This window comes from Streptomyces sp. NPDC029216 (assembly GCF_040648015.1).
In the GTDB taxonomy this organism is placed as follows: Bacteria; Actinomycetota; Actinomycetes; order Streptomycetales; family Streptomycetaceae; genus Streptomyces.
In genome coordinates this window covers 38,616-54,801 of record NZ_JBEZWL010000040.1, presented here as the reverse complement: position 1 = coordinate 54,801, position 16,186 = coordinate 38,616, and the positions used below count along the sequence as shown (strand labels likewise).

The following is a 16,186-nucleotide window of genomic DNA, read 5'->3' as shown; positions in this document are numbered from 1 at the left end:
CCGGCGGCCTCGGCCACCTTCCCGCCGAAGTTCTCCGGGTCCTCCCATATGGAGGTGCGGGTCGGCCCGGGGGAGACGGTGTTGACGCGTACTAGCGCCACCGTCTTCCCCGAACGCGTGGTCTCCCCGCTCGACGGGCTCACCGCCGCACTGCCCGAGGGCGCCCTGACCTACGCCGTCGGCGCCGACCTCAGCGAGGAACCCGCCCCCGCCGGGCAGGGGTTCGAGCTGCGCGCCGTCTGCCGCGACGCCTCCGGGGCGGTCCTCGGCGAGGGCCGCCTGCCGACCGGCCAGGTCCAGTGGATCGGCGAGGACCTGCCCGAGGGGGCCTCGTACGAGACGATGGCCGCCATCGAGGTCACCGGGACCTTCCTGCCGCGCGAGAGCGGCGAACACGTCTTCGGCACCCGCGGGCTCGGCGCCTTCACCCTCGCCGTCGGCGGGCGGACCCTGTGGGAGGGCGTCCAGGAGATGGGCGACGAGGCCGACCCCTTCGAGGCCTTCTTCGGCGCCCCCAGCGAGCGCGCGCGGGCCGTCCTGACCGCCGGGGAGCCCGTCGAGGTCTCGCTGACCTACCAGGTCCCCGACATGAGCGCGATGCCGCTCAAGGCGGTCATGTTCTCCCTGCTCCACCTCGGCCCGCGCCGCGACCCCGACGAGCTGATCGCCGAGGCCGTACGGGCCGCCCGCGCCGCCGACACCGCCGTCGTGGTCGTCGCCACCACCGAGCGGGTGGAGTCGGAGGGCTTCGACCGCACCGACCTCGGGCTGCCGGGCCGCCAGGACGACCTGGTACGGGCCGTCGCCGCCGCCAACCCGAACACCGTGGTCGTCGTCAACGCGGGCTCCCCGGTGGAACTCCCGTGGCGCGAGGACGTCGCCGCCGTCCTGCTGACCTGGTTCCCCGGACAGGAGGGCGGGGCCGCGCTGGCCGACGTGCTCCTCGGGGACGCGGAGCCCGGCGGGCGCCTGCCCACCACCTGGCCCGCCGCCCTCGCCGACGCGCCCGTCACCGAGGTCGTCCCCCGGGAGGGGCGGCTGGAGTACCGCGAGGGGCTCCTCATCGGCTACCGGGCCTACGAGGCCCACGGCGTGACCCCCGCCTACCCCTTCGGGCACGGCCTCGGCTACACCGACTGGGCCTACGAGTCCCTGGAGGCCACCGCCGAGTCGGTCCGGGTCCGGCTGACCAACACCGGGACCCGGCCCGGCCGCGAGACCGTCCAGGTCTACCTGGCGCCCGTCGCGGACCGGGTGGAGCGCCCGGCGAGCTGGCTGGCCGGCTTCGCCGGGGTGGAGGCCGGGCCCGGCGAGAGCGTCGAGGTGGAGATCGCGCTGCCCGGCCGGGCCTTCGAGGTCTGGGACGAGGAGGCGCGCGGCTGGCGCCGGATCGGCGGCACCTACGAGGTCCGCGCGAGCCGCTCGCACGCCGACGTGCGGCTGACGGCCGAGCTCGACCTCTGACGCCCGGAAGGCCCGCGACACGCCGTAGCGGGGGATTGGCCGGAAATCACCCCCTCCGCGGCCGAAGGACCGGGCCGGGGGCGGACCCTGACATTCCCCCAGCTACCGCTGGGAAGGGCCCCCAGTCCCCGGCCCTTCCCCCGGCCGCCGCGTCAACGCGGCGGCTCGGCCGCCGTCACCTGCCGGTGGGCCAGTTCCGCGAGCCGTGCCTGCCCGTCCCTGCCGGGGTGGAACCAGTCCCAGTGGCTCAGCTGGTCCGCCCCGAAGGGGTACTGGAAGACGGCCCCGCCGTCGTAGCGGCACAGCGCGTCCTGCGCGCAGACCTGGCGCAGCACCTCGTTGTACTCGACCACGCGCGCCCGTACCTTCTCCCGCCGGGCCGTCGCCCCGGTGTCGGCCGACAGCGGCTCGGCCAGCATGGACTGACAGATCCCCAGCTTCCAGATCTGCCGCACCATCGGGCTGTCCTTGCCCTGCTCCCACAGCCGTTGCAGGTCCGGCACGGAGGACACGTACACCTGCGAGGCGGGCGAGGCCGCCCGCAGCCCCTTCAGCGCCTGCTCGAACTCCGACCGGAAGTCCGCCACCGAGGTCATGGACGAAGCCGTCGGCCGGCAGGCGTCGTTCGAGCCCACCATCACCGTGACCAGGTCCGGCTTGTGCTGCGCCGCCGCGGCCAGCTGGCCGGGCAGGTCCGCCATGCGCGAGCCGGTCACCGCGTAGTTCCAGCTGCGCGCGGGTACTTCCGCCCCGCCCAGCAGGCGGGCGGCGAGGGAGTTCACGGCGGGATCGCTGCCGGTGGCCCAGGAGACCTCCGGGCAGTCGGCCAGCACCGAACAGGCGTCGAACCCGCGGGTGATGGAGTCCCCGACGGCGGCGACCGAGGCCGGCGCCGGGTTCCAGCGCGGCTTCGCCTGCGCCCCCCGCTCGCCCCCCTTCGCGGCAGGACCCCCGTCGTCACACCCCGTGACCGTCGCCGCCAGCACGGCCGCCGCCACGCCGGCGCCGGTGACGGTCCGGCGTACGCGGCGGCGCGCGGCGGTGGTGCGCATCGGGTGGTCCCTCCCTCGTCGCCCCGCGTCCTTCCGGGGGCGTCCTGCTGAGTGAATGCTCTGCGTTTACGGGCTTCGGTGCGACCGTACGTCACACCATGACCCCTGGCGCACGGTAGCTTTTTCCCGTGGCGTTTCGGCCGCAGGTGCCGCTACGCAATGTCCATTATTTTCCGTTACATTACATCACGTCACATACTGTCCGTTTTCTGGAGTTTATTCCCGACCTCGTCCCACACTGGAGGTCCCGGTGACGACACGTGGAGTTCTGTACGTGCATTCCGCGCCGCGCGCGCTCTGCCCGCACGTGGAATGGGCTGTTGGGGGCGTGCTCGGGGTGCGGGTGAACCTCGACTGGATCCGGCAGCCCGCCTCCCCCGGTACCTGGAGAGCCGAGTTCTCCTGGCAGGCCGAGGCGGGCACCGCCTCGAAACTCGCCTCCGCCCTGCGCGGCTGGCACCTGCTCCGCTTCGAGGTGACCGCCGAACCCTGCCCGACCGCCGAGGGCGAGCGCTACAGCTCCACCCCGGAGCTCGGCATCTACCACGCCGTCACCGGCATGCACGGCGACATCCTGATCCCCGAGGACCGGCTGCGCGCCGCCCTCGCCCGCTCCGCGCGCGGCGAGACCGACCTGGAGGCGGAGATCGCCAAGCTCCTCGGCAAGCCCTGGGACGACGAACTGGAGCCCTTCCGCTACGCCGGCGAGGGTGCCCCGGTCCGCTGGCTCCACCAGGTGGTCTGAGAACGCGTACGGGGAAGGCCCCCGCCCGGCACTGCCGGGCGGGGGCCTTCCCCGTTACGGGTCTCTACCCTCAGACGCTGCGGAACGCCAGCGAGACGTTGTGGCCGCCGAAGCCGAAGGAGTTGTTGATCGCGGAGATCGGGCCGTCGACCGGCAGCTTGCGGGGCTCGCCGCGCACGATGTCCGCGTCGATGTCGTCGTCCAGCTCGTCGACGTTGATCGTCGGCGGGGCGATCCGGTGGTACAGCGCCAGCACGGTCGCGACGGTCTCGATACCGCCCGCGCCGCCCAGCAGGTGACCGGTCATCGACTTGGTCGCGGAGATCGCGATGTGGTCGAGGTCGTCGCCCAGGACCTTGCGCAGCGCCTTCACCTCGGCCGTGTCACCCTGCGGGGTGGACGTGGCGTGCGCGTTGACGTGGACCAGCTCGGACGGGTCCAGCTGCGTGTTGTCGAGCAGGTTCTGCAGGGCTGCGGCGACACCGCGGCCCGTGGGCTCCGGCTGCGCGATGTGGTGGCTGTCCGCGGACAGGCCCTGGCCCAGCACCTCGCAGTAGACGCGGGCGCCGCGCTTGGCCGCGTGCTCGGCGGACTCCAGGACCACGACACCGGCGCCCTCGCCGAGGACGAAGCCGTCACGGGCCTTGTCGTACGGGCGGGAGGCCGTGGTCGGGTTCTCGTTGTTCTTGGACATCGCCATCATGTTGGCGAACGCCGCGATCGGCAGCGGGTGGATCGCCGCCTCGGTGCCGCCGGCGACGACCACGTCGGCACGGCCGGTGCGGATCATCTCGACGGCGTAGCCGATGGCCTCGGCGCCCGACGCGCACGCGCTGACCGGGGTGTGCACACCGGCGCGGGCGTTGACCTCCAGGCCGACGTTGGCGGAGGGGCCGTTCGGCATGAGCATGGGGACGGTGTGCGGGGAGACCCGGCGCACGCCCTTTTCCTTCAGTACGTCGTACTGGTCGAGCAGGGTGGTGACGCCGCCGATGCCGGAGGCGATCACGGTGCCCAGACGCTCGGGGACGATGGCCTCGTCCTCGCCCGCCGGAGCGGTGTAACCCGCGTCGGCCCAGGCCTCGCGGGCCGCGATGAGGGCGAACTGTGCCGAGCGGTCGAGCTTGCGGGCCAGCGGGCGGGGCAGTACCTCGCTCGGGTCCACGGCGGCCTGGGCGGCGATGCGGACCGGCAGTTCGGCGAAGCGCTCGCCCTCCAGGGGCGAGACGCCGGACCGGCCGGCGAGCAGACCTTCCCAGGTCGAAGCGCTGTCGCCACCCAGCGGAGTGGTTGCGCCGATACCGGTGACGACCACGGTGCGATTGGTCGGGCTCACAGGAATTCTTTCTCCACGTCTCAGGGGGTGCTGAATTGTCACGGCGCCACCGCCGGGTGGCGACAAACGCTCGTCAGGCTCAGGCGGCCTGGTGCTTCAGGATGTACTCGGCGGCGTCGCCGACCGTCTTGAGGTTCTTGACGTCCTCGTCGGGGATCTTGACGTCGAAGCGCTCTTCGGCGGCGACGACGACCTCGACCATGGACAGCGAGTCGACGTCCAGGTCGTCGGTGAAGGACTTGCCGATCTCGACGTCCTCGACCGGGATGCCCGCGATCTCGTTGACGATCTCCGCGAGACCCTCGACGATTTCGTCCTGCGTGGCGGCCATGTGGCGCTCCTTCTGTGGCTAGCTAGCTGGTGGAACAGGACCGGGAAGTGATCCCGGGCCCTAGGGGAGGGTAACGACCGTCGCGGCGTAGACGAGCCCCGCCCCGAAGCCGATGACGAGCGCGGTGTCGCCGCTCTTCGCCGCTCCGGTCGCCAGGAGCCGCTCCATGGCGAGCGGGATCGAGGCGGCCGACGTGTTGCCGGTGGTTTCCACGTCACGGGCGACCGTGACGTGCTCCGGCAGCTTGAGAGTCTTCACCATCGAGTCGATGATCCGCATATTGGCCTGGTGCGGAATGAAGACGTCCAGGTCATCCGGGGTGATCCCGGCGGCGTCGAGCGCCTGCTGGGCCACCTTGGCCATCTCGAAGACGGCCCAGCGGAAGACCGCCTGACCCTCCTGGGTGATGGCCGGGAACTTCTGGGCGCTGTCCGTGCTGCGGAACTCGTCCCACGGCACGGTCTGCTTGATGGTCTCGGACTTGTCGCCCTCCGAACCCCACACCGTGGGGCCGATGGCCGGCTCGTCCGAGGGGCCGACGACCACGGCGCCCGCGCCGTCGCCGAAGAGGAAGGCCGTCGCGCGGTCCTCCAGGTCCGTCAGGTCCGACAGCCGCTCGACCCCGATGACGAGGACGTACTCGGCGGAACCTTCCACCACCATGCCCTTGGCGAGGGTCAGGCCGTAGCCGAAGCCGGCGCAGCCCGCGGAGATGTCGAAGGCGGCGGGCTTGCCCGCACCGATCCGGTGCGCGATCTCGGTCGCGACGGCCGGGGTCTGCTTGAAGTGCGAGACCGTCGAGACGATCACGGCACCGATCTGCTCGGGGGAGACCCCGGCGTCGGCGAGCGCCTTGCCTGAGGCCTCCACCGACATCGCGGCGACGGTCTCCTGGGGCGAGGCCCAGTGCCGGGAGGCGATGCCGGAGCGGGAACGGATCCACTCGTCGGAGGAGTCGATCGTTTCGAGGATGACCTCGTTGGGCACCACACGGGTCGGGCGGTAGCCGCCGACGCCGAGGATGCGGGCGTACGGGGAGCCCTTGGCCGGCTTGATCTTGGACATGCTGTGTGGGCTCCTACTCTCAGGCAGTCAGCTCGGCGATGAGCTTCGCGGCCTTGTCGAGATCGTCCGGCGTCTTCAGCGCCACGTTCGGCACACCCTTGAGCGCGCGCTTGGCCAGACCCGTCAGGGTGCCGCCGGGGCTCAGCTCGACGATCCCCGTGACGCCCAGCTCGGAGAAGGTCTCCATGCACAGGTCCCAGCGCACCGGGTTCGCGACCTGGCCGACCAGGCGGGCGACGACGTCGGCGCCCGACTCGACCACGAGTCCGTCCTTGTTGGACACGTACTTCAGCGCCGGGTCGGCCGGGGAGAGGGCCTTGGCGGCCTCCTCCAGCGTGGCGACCGCCGGTGCCATGTGGTGCGTGTGGAAGGCGCCCGCGACCTTGAGGGCGACGACCTTCATGGAGCCCTCGGGCTTCTCGGCGACGAGGGCCTCGATCTGCTCCGCGGTGCCCGCGGCGACGATCTGGCCCGCGCCGTTGATGTTGGCCGGGGTCAGGCCCAGCTTCTGCAGGTGTGCGACGACCACGTCCTGTTCACCGCCCAGCACCGCGGCCATCCCCGTCTCGGTGACGGCGGCCGCTTCGGCCATGGCCAGCCCGCGGGTACGGACGAACGACAGCGCCTCGCCCTCGCCCAGCACACCGGCGTACGCGGCGGCGGTGATCTCACCGACGCTGTGGCCGGCCACGGCGCCGAACGCCGTCGGGGCGCCCAGCGCGGAGGCGGACAGCAGACCGGCCGCGACCAGCAGGGGCTGGGCGACGGCCGTGTCGCGGATCTCGTCCGCGTCGGCCTTCGTGCCGTAGTGGGCGAGGTCGAGCCCGATGGCCTCGGACCACCCTGCGACGCGTTCGGCGGCGCCGGGGAGTTCGAGCCAGGGAGTCAGGAAGCCGGGCGTCTGAGCGCCTTGGCCGGGAGCGACGAGTACGAGCACCCTCACACTCTCTCTTGTGGGTGGTCTCCGCCGCCCGTGGGGACAGGGACGAAGAACCGTCGGGGTAATTGTTGATGTCCGACAAAAGTCTAGGACTGCTGATCTCCGTCGGCCAGACGCCCGAGGATCAGGGCGATCCGCAGCGTAAAGGCCGAACGGACATCGGAGGGCGACCAGCCGGTGACGTCGGTCACACGTCGGAGCCGGTAGCGCACCGTGTTGGGGTGCACGAACAGCATCCGCGCCGCCCCTTCCAGGCTGCTCGCCTGCTCCAGGTAGACGCTCAGCGTCTCCAGCAGCGCCGAGCCCGCCTCCTCCAGTGGTCTGTAGATCTCCTCCACCAGCTGCTCCCTGGCCGAGGGATCCGAGGCGATCGCGCGTTCGGGCAGGAGATCGTCCGCCAGCACCGGCCGCGGCGCGTCCTGCCAGGCCGTGCAGGCCTTCAGTCCGGCGGCCGCCGCCTGCGCGGACTTCGTCGCGTTCAGCAGGTCCGAGACCACCGGCCCCGCCACCACCGGACCGGCGGCGAACGGCCCGATCAGGGACTTCGCCACCTGGAGCGGGTTGTCGCTGCCGCCCGCGATGACCACCAGGCGGTCGCCCAGCACCCCGGTGAGCACCTGGAGCTTGTGGTGGCGTGCCGCGCGGCGGATCGCCTCGACCGTCAGCTCGCTGTCCCCCTCGGGGGCGGTGCCCAGGACGACGCACACGTGTTCCGGGGAGTTCCAGCCGAGCGCGGCGGCCCGCGACAGCGCGCCCTCGTCCGCCTCGCCCGACAGCACGGCGTTGACGACGAGGGACTCCAGCCGGGCGTCCCACGCCCCGCGCGCCTCGGCGGCCTGCGCGTACACCTGGGCGGTGGCGAAGGCGATCTCCCGGGCGTACACCAGCAGCGCCTCGCGCAGGATCGACTCGTCGCCGGGGGCCGCCACCTCGTCGATCGCGGTCTCCATGACCTCGATCGTCGTCCGGACCATCTCCACGGTCTGGCGCAGGGTGATCGCCCGGGTCAGCTCCCGGGGAGCCGTGCCGAAGACGTCGGTGGAGATGGCCTGCGGGGTCTCCGGGTGCCGGAACCACTCCGTGAAGGCGGCGATGCCGGCCTGGGCGACCAGGCCGATCCACGACCGGTTCTCCGGAGGCATCGCCCGGTACCACGGCAGGGCCTCGTCCATCCGCGCGATGGCATTGGCGGCGAGCCGGCCGGAGGACTTCTCCAGTCGGCGCAGCGTCGCCGCGTGCGGGTGGGCGGGATGCGCGGGACGGGTCTCGGGGGACTGCTCACGTTCGGGTTGGGGCACGGGACAAGACTGCCTTATCGACGGCCCGGCGCGGACTCGGGTCCCGCGCCGGGGTGCCCGGGCGGCCGCTACCGTGGCCCCCATGATCGATGTACGCCGCGCAGCGGACCGGTACGCGGGAGGGGATCCGGACGCCGGGATCACCACCCGGCACGCCTTCTCCTTCGGGTCCTTCTACGACCCGGACAACATCCGCTTCGGCCCGGTGCTCGCCTGCAACGAGGAGCTCCTCGCCCCCGGCGCCGGCTTCGACGAGCACCCGCACAGCCACACCGAGATCGTGACGTGGGTGGTCGAGGGCGAGCTCACCCACCGCGACAGCACCACCGGGCACACCGGCACGGTCCGGCCCGGGGACGTCCAGCGGCTGGGCTCGGGCTCGGGGGCGCGGCACGTGGAGCGCAACGACGGCGGGCGGCCGCTGCGGTTCGTGCAGATGTGGCTCGCGCCGCTGGCCGCGGGCGGGGAGCCCTCGTACGAGGTGGTACGCGACCTCGTGGACGGCACCCCGTACGAGGTCCCGGCCGCCGGCGCGGTGCTGCACGTCCGGCGGCCGGCCGCGGGCGAGCGGGTCCCCGTACCGGACGCGGAGCGGGTCTACCTGCACGTGGTGCACGGGGACCTGCGGCTCGACGGGGCGGAGCTGGGGCCCGGGGACTCGGCACGGATCACCGGCGAGAAGAACCTGGAGATCACGGCCGGCTCCCCGGGCGAACTGCTGATCTGGGAGCTGCCGGCGTAACGGCCCTAGCGGGAGCGGAGTTCGGCGAGGACCGCGTCCGTGAAGGGGGTCCAGGCCTCCACGGCCCACGGGCCGAAGGCGCGGTCCGTCAGCGCCACGCAGGCGGCGCGGACGTCCGGGTCCACCCACAGGAAGGTGCCGGACTGGCCGAAGTGCCCGAAGGTGCGCGGGGAGGACGTGAGGCCCGTCCAGTGCGGGGACTTGCCGTCGCGGATCTCCAGGCCGAGCCCCCAGTCGTTGGGCGACTGGTGCCCGTACCCCGGCAGGACGCCCTTGAGCCCGGGGTGGACCACCGAGGTGGCCTCCGCGACGGTGCGGACGTCCAGCAGCCGGGGCGCCTGGAGTTCGGCGGCGAAGCGCACCAGGTCGGAGACGGTGGAGACGCCGTCCTTGGCGGGGGAGCCCTCCAGGCTGGAGGAGTTCATGCCCAGCGGCTCGAAGACGGCCTCGCGCAGGTAGTCCGCGAAGGGGATCCCGGTGGCCTTCGCGAGGTGGTCGCCGAGGACCTCGAAACCGGCGTTGGAGTACAGCCGCCGCTGCCCGGGCGGGGCCGTGGCACGGTGCTCGTCGAAGGCCAGGCCGCTGGTGTGCGCGAGGAGGTGACGGACCGTCGAGCCCTCGGGGCCGGCCGGCTCGTCCAGTTCGACGGCCCCTTCCTCGTACGCGACGAGGACCGCGTACGCGGCGAGGGGCTTGGTGACCGAGGCCAGCGGGAAACGGCGGTCCACCGGACCGTGGGCGCCGGCCAGGCTCCCGTCGGCGCGCACGACGGCCGCCGCCGCGGCCGGCACGGGCCAGTTCTCGACGGCCCGCAGGCTCTCCAGGCTGTTGACGCCTTCGATGCTCTCCATGGGGCCGAGCCTACTTCCCGTACTTGCTTGGAGCGCACTCCAGGGTTTTAGCGTAGAGGCCATGAACCCGACGGAGACGCGGTACACGATCAGCGAGGTCGAGGCCCGGACCGGCCTGACCCAGCACACGCTGCGCTGGTACGAGCGGATCGGCCTGATGCCGCACGTGGACCGCTCCCATTCGGGACAGCGGAGGTTCAGCGACAAGGACCTCGGGTGGCTGGCCTTCGTCGGCAAGCTGCGCGCCACCGGCATGTCGGTGGCGGACATGGTCCGGTACGCCGAACTCGTCCGCGAGGGGGACCACACGGTCGACGAGCGCCGCGCGCTCCTGGAGCGGACGCGCCACGAGGTGCTGGCGCGGGTCGCGGAGCTGACGGACGCGCTCGACGTCCTGGACTGCAAGATCGCGATGTACGCGAAGAACACGGCGGACGTGGTGTCCGCGGGAACGGGGAGGGCACAGTCATGACGGAGCAGACCACCATCGCACGGGCCGAGCTGGGCAAGGGCGGTCCGGTCGTCGGGATCCAGGGCCTCGGCTGCATGGGCATGAGCGAGTTCTACGGGGACACCGACGAGCCGGCGGCCCGCGCGACCCTGGAGGCGGCGCTGGCCGCCGGGGTCACCCTCTTCGACACGGCGGACGTCTACGGACGCGGCGCGAACGAGGAGTTCCTCGCGCCGTTCGTGTCCGCGCACCGGGACGAGATCACCCTCGCCACGAAGTTCGCCATCGAGCGCAGCGACGACCCGGCGTACCGGGGGATCCGCAACGACCGCGCGTACGTCCGGCAGGCCGTCGAGGGCAGCCTGCGGCGGCTCGGCGTCGACGTCATCGACCTCTACTACATGCACCGGCGCGACCCGGCCGTGCCCCTCGCGGAATCGGTGGGCGCGATGGCCGAGCTGGTGCGGGAGGGGAAGGTGCGCCACCTGGGGCTCAGCGAGGTCACCGGCGCCGAACTGCGCGAGGCGCACGCGGTGCACCCGATCGCGGCGCTGCAGTCGGAGTGGTCGCTGTTCAGCCGGGACGTGGAGCGCAGCGCGGTGGGCGCGGCGGCGGAGCTGGGCGTGGCCTTCGTGCCGTACTCGCCGCTCGGGCGCGGGTTCCTGACGGGGTCGTTCACGGACGCGGGCGCCGAGCTGCCGGCCGGGGACTTCCGGCGCGGCCAGCCCCGTTTCACGGGGGAGAACGCCAAGGCCAACGCGGCCCTGCTGGCGCCGGTCCGGGAGATCGCCGCCGCGCACGGGGTGACGGCGGCGCAGGTCGCGCTGGCGTGGGTGCAGCAGCGGGCGTCGGTGCACGGGCTGACCGTGGTCCCGATCCCGGGGACCCGCCGGCCGGGCCGCCTGGCGGAGAACACCGCCGCCACGCGGATCACCCTGACGGCTGCGGAGCTGGCCCTGCTGGAACCCCTCGCGGCCCGGGTGGCGGGCACGCGCTACCCGGACATGACCTCCACGTCGGCGGCCCGCGAGTCGTGACCCCGCAGGGGCGCGCCCGCAGCCCGCGGCCGGCTACGCCCCGGCCGTGAAGCGGGCGCGGAGGGTTTCGTACTCCGCGTCGGTCAGCAGACCGGTGCTGTGCAGCTCGCTGAGGTGCCGCAGCCGCTCCCCGGACACCCGGGCCCGCGGCACGGATCCCACCGGCGCCCGCTCCCGCAGCGCGGCCAGCACCGCGGCGGCGAACGGCAGCGACTCGTGCACCGCCCCGTACCCCACCCCGAACACCGCCGCGGCGAGGTCGTGGTCGGGGGCCGGCGGAGCCCCGGCGGAATCCCGCGTCAGCAGCCGCAGGTGGCCGCCCCCGGGGCGGTCGGGGGACACCCATTCGACCCCCGACAGCGCGCCCAGCGCGAACCTCTGGTCCCCGGCCCGCCACTTCGCACTGCTGGCCCCCGTCCGCGACCAGTGGAAGGTCACGGCCGAGCCGTCGAACCCCACCCGCGCGTCGTAGGCCTTCAGCAGCAGCGGCGGCTGCGGGACCGCCACGAGGAACCGGTCGGCCGGCGCGTCGCCGCCCGGCCCCAGCCGCTCGCCCAGCGCCTCCGCGAAGGCCGCGGCCTGCTCCGCCCGGTCCGCGGGCAGCACCAGCCGGTAGGGATCGCAGGACTCCTTCAGCTGCCCGGAGGCAGCCTCCATCAGCGGATCGGCCCCGGTCCGCGGCACGGCGCGCAGCACCAGGGTCTCCCGCCGTCCCACTCCGGCCGAGGCCGGGCCCACGCTCACCCCGGACAGCGCTTCCAGGGGGATCCGGCGTTCGCCCAGCGCGTGCCAGAGCCGTGGCGTCCGTATCCCCCGTGCGAAGCGGATGAGCACCGAGTCCGAGTCGGCGTCGAACTCCCAGACGGCATGATTTCCGGCCAGTACGTCACCCATGCGGCACATGGTAAAGGGACGCGCCCCCGCGCGTCCCCCTCGTCATCCGGCCCGATTTTTTCGACTTGCTACGGGTCTGCGGTGCGTCAGGCGCCCGTCAGTGACCGTCCGTGCCGGAAATTCCGACCCGGCAGGCGTCGCTGTCGTTCGCGCACGCGACGGAACCGAAACCGCCGGTTCCGATCTTGGCGAAGTTCTCCAGGGAGGCCGTCCCTGGCTCGAAATAGCCGGTGTGGCTGTGCGCCCCCGCGGAGGAGAGCAGCCGGGCGCCGAAGCCCGGCGAGACCGGGTCCGCCCCGTGGCCGACCCCGCCGACCTCCAGGTGCGGTACGTCGGCGATCCAGTCGCCCTCGGCCCGCATGGCCCACACCCGTGCGGAAGTGTGCAGGTCGGCGGCGTTCCCGACGCGCATGCCGGGGCTGCCCGCCACCACCACGTCGGTCACCCGGTCCGGCATCCGGTGCGCGGCCACGCCGCACACCACCGACCCGTAGCTGTGGCAGAACAGGGCCACGCTCGCGTCCCCGGGCAGGGCCGCGGCGAGGGACTCCAGCCGTCCGGCGCCCTGGACGGCGAGCCGGCCGGTGGCGGCGTCGACGCCGACCCCGGTGGGGGCGACGTAGCCGGCCCAGGCGATGACGGCGGTACGGGCGTCGGGCGCGGCCGCGCGCTCGGCCTCGTACAGGGACTGCGCCATGCCGGCGGGGGCGGTCAGCCGGCGCTGGCTGCGCTCGAAGGTGATCGCGTCGGTGTCCACGCCGGGGACGATCACCGAGACCCGGCGGGCGTCGCCGAGGTCGCCGAAGACCTCGGCGACGAGGCCGTCACCGGTGGGGTCGAAGAGGAGGATCTGCCGGCCGGGCTCGGCGAGGGACTCGAACCGGTGGGCGCGGCGTATCGCATTGGCGCGGTCGGCCGGGGTGAGGGCGATGTCCTTGCCGCGGGCCTCCTCCAGCCGCGCGGTCTGGGTGAGGGCGTTGTGGTTGGCCCGGTAGCGGGTCTCGGCGGGCACCCCGTCGAGGCTGCCGACCACGAGCGGGTGGCTGTCGGCGAGGCGGGTCCGCTGGGCTGCGTCGAGGCCCGCGAAGAAGCGGGCGACCGTCCGTACGGGGGAGTCGGCGGCCGGCACCGGCCGGCCGTCGATCCGTGCCGTGGCCCACGCGGCGAGCGCGGCGGTGCGTACCGGAACCCCGGTCTCCGGGCGGTGCACCGCGGTCCAGCCGGTGGTCGCCAGCATCAGGAAGACGACGCCGAGCGCGAGCAGGGTGCGCAGGACGGCCGGGCGCGCGGGGGCGTCGGCGGTGGGGTGGGCGGGGCGGCCGGGCAGGTTCACTGGAGCCAGACTAGGAGACCGCCGGAGCCAGTGGTGTCAGGGGTGACGGGGCTCACGGCCGACCGGCGTACCCTCGCGGCGAACGGTCACGCTCCGTTGCCGTACGGGTGGTTGGGGTGTGCCCCGGGGTGGCCGGAACTCTTCGTCGGTTGCTCCGGACCTCTGGCTCCGGCCCTCCCTCAGCGCCCGTCGGCCGGGGCCGGGGGGCGCCAGTCCGCGGCCAGGGCCGGGCCGATCTGGTCGAGGTAGGCCTCGGTCATCCGCCGGATCGCGGTCACGCTGACGTCCTCGCCCTGCCCCCAGAGCCGTCCGGTGACCCGCATCACCCCGGAGAACGCGGCGACGGCCACCCGGGGCCGCGGGTCGGCGTCCAGGTCGAGCCCCTCGCGGTCGGCGATCAGCCGGGCGATCCGCTCCTCCAGCTCGGTGGAGCGCCGCAGGTGGACGGCGAGCAGGGCCGGGGTGGACTCGATCAGCCGGTAGGCCTGCATGTAGAGGTCGACGGGGACCACCTCGGAGAGGGCCTCGTCCAGGGTGTCCCAGGCGGCGAGGACGGCGTTGCGCATCGCCTCCAGCGGCGGCTCGCCGGCGGGGCGGGCGCCCAGCGCGGCGACGAAGTGCGACTCGACCAGGTCCTGGACGGCGAAGGCGACCTCCTCCTTGTTCGCGAAGTAGCGGAAGAAGGTGCGCTGGGAGACCTCGACCGTCTCGGTGATCTCGTCGACCGTGGTCCGCTCGTAGCCCTGCGAGATGAACAGGAGCAGCGCGGCGCGCAGCAGCGCGTCCCGGGTGCGCCGCTTCTTGCGCTCGCGCAGTCCGGCCGCCCGGGCGGGCCGCTCGTCGGTCATCACCGCGGGGTCCTCTCTGATGCTGAATCTGACGCTGAGTGAGCGGTCAGGGTACCTGTGACGGAGCTGACAGCTACTGCCGCGTTAAGCCGTTTGTGAACTGTCAGTCGCTGTCACTAATCTGCCGGGCATGACTGATCAGATCACCCTGGCCAAGGATTCGAATCCGTCAACGGCCCGCTCCGGTCTGCGCGGCCACCCGTGGCTCACGCTGTTCGCCGTGGCGATCGGCGTCATGATGGTCACCCTCGACGGCACGATCGTCGCCGTCGCCAACCCGGCGATCCAGAAGGACCTCGGCGCCACCCTGGCCGAGGTGCAGTGGATCACCAACGGCTACCTGCTGGCCCTCGCGGTCTCCCTGATCACCGCCGGCAAGCTCGGCGACCGCTTCGGGCACCGCCAGACCTTCCTCATAGGTATCGCCGGCTTCGGGCTCTCCTCGGCGGTGATCGGCCTGTCCACCGGCGTCGGACTCGTCATCGGCTTCCGTGTGGCCCAGGGCCTCTTCGGCGCCCTGCTCATGCCCGCGGCCCTCGGCCTGCTGCGCGCCACCTTCCCCGCCGAGAAGCTCAACATGGCCATCGGTATCTGGGGCATGGTCATCGGCGCCTCGACGGCCGCCGGGCCCATCGTCGGCGGCCTGCTCGTGGAGCACGTCAGCTGGCAGTCCGTCTTCTTCATCAACGTGCCGGTCGGCGTGGTCGCGCTGCTCTTCGGCCTGTTCATCCTGCTCGACCACCGCGCGGAGAACGCCCCGCGCTCCTTCGACCTGCCCGGCATCGTGCTGCTGTCGGTCGCGATGTTCTCCCTGATCTGGGCGCTGATCAAGGCCGCCGAGTGGGGCTGGGGCGATGCGAGGACCCTGCTCTTCCTCCTCGCCTCCCTGGTCTGCTTCGGCCTGTTCGCCTTCTGGGAGACCCGGGTCGCCGAGCCGCTGATCCCGCTCGGCATGTTCCGCTCGCTTCCGCTGTCCGCCGGAACCGTGCTGATGGTGCTGATGGCCTTCGCCTTCATGGGCGGGCTGTTCTTCGTCACCTTCTACCTGCAGAACGTGCACGGCATGAGCCCGGTCGACAGCGGCCTGCGGCTGCTGCCGCTCACCGGCATGATGATCATCGGCTCGCCGCTGGCCGGCGCCGCCATCACCAAGGCAGGCCCGCGCGTCCCGCTCGTCGCCGGCATGGTGGCCACGGCCGTCGCCTGCTTCGGGATGTCCCGGCTCACCCCGGACACCGGCACCCTCACCATGTCCCTCTGGTTCGCCCTCCTCGGCCTGGGCCTGGCCCCCGTCATGGTCGGCGCGACCGAGGTCATCGTCGGCAACGCCCCGCTGGAGCTGTCCGGCGTCGCGGGCGGCCTCCAGCAGGCCGCCATGCAGGTCGGCGGCAGCCTCGGCACCGCCGTCCTCGGAGCGGTCATGGCGGCCGAGGTCAGTGACACGTTCGGGGACAACTGGCAGCGGGCCGGCCTGCCCCCGCTCACCCCCGGGCAGCTGGAACTCGCCGAGAAGGGCGTCCAGGTCGGCATCGCCCCCGTCCCGCCCGGGGTGCCCGAGCCGGTCGCCCAGTCCATCTCCGGCGTCGCGCACGAGACCTTCGTGTCCGGCATGAGCACGGCCTTCACCTGCGCCGGCGTGGTCGCGGTCCTCGCCGCCGTCGTGGCCTGCTTCACCAAGCGCGGGCAGAACGCCGGGGCGGGGGCGGGCGCGGCCCACATCTGAGCCGTCCCCGACCCCGTTACGGCCGCGTCAACCCCGCGCCCGCCACAGCCCCGCCGGACGGTTCCGGCGGGGCTGT

The 16,186-nt window shown here is 72.9% G+C and carries 16 protein-coding genes; 6 read left to right on the top strand and 10 right to left on the bottom strand.

Going from position 1 to position 16,186, the window contains the following annotated elements; genetic code table 11:
- Nucleotides 1–1,464, top strand: a 1,464-nt coding sequence (locus tag AB0F18_RS17175; protein ID WP_362060863.1) for a glycoside hydrolase family 3 C-terminal domain-containing protein, incomplete at its 5' end; no start/stop codon positions are given.
- A 152-nt stretch (nucleotides 1,465–1,616) separates the two neighbouring features.
- Here AB0F18_RS17175 and AB0F18_RS17170 read toward each other — a convergent pair.
- Nucleotides 1,617–2,516, bottom strand: coding sequence for an SGNH/GDSL hydrolase family protein (locus AB0F18_RS17170; RefSeq protein ID WP_362060860.1), 900 nt, complete (start codon nucleotides 2,514–2,516; stop codon nucleotides 1,617–1,619).
- A gap of 250 nt (nucleotides 2,517–2,766) precedes the next feature.
- On the opposite strand from AB0F18_RS17170, the gene AB0F18_RS17165 reads away from it, so the two are divergent.
- Complete coding sequence (locus AB0F18_RS17165; RefSeq protein ID WP_362060857.1) at nucleotides 2,767–3,261, top strand: DUF3145 domain-containing protein; 495 nt, start codon at nucleotides 2,767–2,769, stop codon at nucleotides 3,259–3,261.
- A gap of 70 nt (nucleotides 3,262–3,331) precedes the next feature.
- Here AB0F18_RS17165 and fabF read toward each other — a convergent pair whose 3' ends face one another.
- The 5 genes from fabF to AB0F18_RS17140 form a co-directional block, all read right to left on the bottom strand.
- Nucleotides 3,332–4,597, bottom strand: coding sequence for a beta-ketoacyl-ACP synthase II (fabF, locus tag AB0F18_RS17160; protein WP_362060854.1), 1,266 nt, complete (start codon nucleotides 4,595–4,597; stop codon nucleotides 3,332–3,334).
- 79 nt (nucleotides 4,598–4,676) lie between these two features.
- Nucleotides 4,677–4,928 carry an acyl carrier protein gene (locus tag AB0F18_RS17155; protein ID WP_362060851.1) on the bottom strand — a complete coding sequence of 84 codons (252 nt, stop codon included), beginning with the start codon at nucleotides 4,926–4,928 and terminating at the stop codon, nucleotides 4,677–4,679.
- 60 nt (nucleotides 4,929–4,988) lie between these two features.
- Nucleotides 4,989–5,993, bottom strand: coding sequence for a ketoacyl-ACP synthase III (locus tag AB0F18_RS17150; RefSeq protein ID WP_362060848.1), 1,005 nt, complete (start codon nucleotides 5,991–5,993; stop codon nucleotides 4,989–4,991).
- 19 nt (nucleotides 5,994–6,012) lie between these two features.
- A complete protein-coding gene (locus AB0F18_RS17145) occupies nucleotides 6,013–6,930 on the bottom strand; it encodes an ACP S-malonyltransferase (RefSeq protein ID WP_362060845.1) in 918 nt (305 codons plus the stop codon).
- Between the two features lie 89 nt (nucleotides 6,931–7,019).
- Nucleotides 7,020–8,231, bottom strand: coding sequence for a helix-turn-helix domain-containing protein (locus AB0F18_RS17140; protein ID WP_362060842.1), 1,212 nt, complete (start codon nucleotides 8,229–8,231; stop codon nucleotides 7,020–7,022).
- 82 nt (nucleotides 8,232–8,313) lie between these two features.
- Here AB0F18_RS17140 and AB0F18_RS17135 point away from each other — a divergent pair, with 82 nt between their 5' ends.
- Nucleotides 8,314–8,973 carry a pirin family protein gene (locus tag AB0F18_RS17135; RefSeq protein ID WP_362060838.1) on the top strand — a complete coding sequence of 220 codons (660 nt, stop codon included), beginning with the start codon at nucleotides 8,314–8,316 and terminating at the stop codon, nucleotides 8,971–8,973.
- Nucleotides 8,974–8,978: 5 nt separating this feature from the next.
- Here the strand turns inward: AB0F18_RS17135 and AB0F18_RS17130 are convergent, their stop codons facing one another.
- Nucleotides 8,979–9,797 (bottom strand): serine hydrolase domain-containing protein, encoded by an 819-nt coding sequence (locus AB0F18_RS17130; RefSeq protein ID WP_362060880.1) that lies wholly within the window; start codon nucleotides 9,795–9,797, stop codon nucleotides 8,979–8,981.
- Between the two features lie 88 nt (nucleotides 9,798–9,885).
- Here AB0F18_RS17130 and AB0F18_RS17125 point away from each other — a divergent pair, with 88 nt between their 5' ends.
- Both AB0F18_RS17125 and AB0F18_RS17120 read left to right on the top strand, forming a co-directional pair.
- Complete coding sequence (locus AB0F18_RS17125; protein ID WP_362060835.1) at nucleotides 9,886–10,296, top strand: MerR family transcriptional regulator; 411 nt, start codon at nucleotides 9,886–9,888, stop codon at nucleotides 10,294–10,296.
- Complete coding sequence (locus AB0F18_RS17120; protein ID WP_362060833.1) at nucleotides 10,293–11,312, top strand: aldo/keto reductase; 1,020 nt, start codon at nucleotides 10,293–10,295, stop codon at nucleotides 11,310–11,312. Before AB0F18_RS17125 ends, AB0F18_RS17120 begins: the two co-directional genes overlap by 4 nt.
- 33 nt (nucleotides 11,313–11,345) lie before the next feature.
- On the opposite strand, the gene AB0F18_RS17115 is transcribed toward AB0F18_RS17120, so the two are convergent.
- The 3 genes from AB0F18_RS17115 to AB0F18_RS17105 form a co-directional block, all read right to left on the bottom strand.
- Entirely contained in the window at nucleotides 11,346–12,206 is an 861-nt protein-coding gene (locus AB0F18_RS17115) for a DUF4429 domain-containing protein (RefSeq protein WP_362060830.1), read from the bottom strand.
- A gap of 97 nt (nucleotides 12,207–12,303) precedes the next feature.
- Complete coding sequence (locus AB0F18_RS17110; RefSeq protein WP_362060878.1) at nucleotides 12,304–13,443, bottom strand: alpha/beta hydrolase; 1,140 nt, start codon at nucleotides 13,441–13,443, stop codon at nucleotides 12,304–12,306.
- 275 nt (nucleotides 13,444–13,718) lie between these two features.
- On the bottom strand, nucleotides 13,719–14,387 hold the full coding sequence (locus AB0F18_RS17105) for a TetR family transcriptional regulator (RefSeq protein ID WP_362060827.1): 669 nt from the start codon (nucleotides 14,385–14,387) through the stop codon (nucleotides 13,719–13,721).
- Between the two features lie 130 nt (nucleotides 14,388–14,517).
- Here AB0F18_RS17105 and AB0F18_RS17100 point away from each other — a divergent pair, with 130 nt between their 5' ends.
- Complete coding sequence (locus AB0F18_RS17100; RefSeq protein WP_362060824.1) at nucleotides 14,518–16,110, top strand: MFS transporter; 1,593 nt, start codon at nucleotides 14,518–14,520, stop codon at nucleotides 16,108–16,110.
- Nucleotides 16,111–16,186 lie beyond the last annotated feature (76 nt).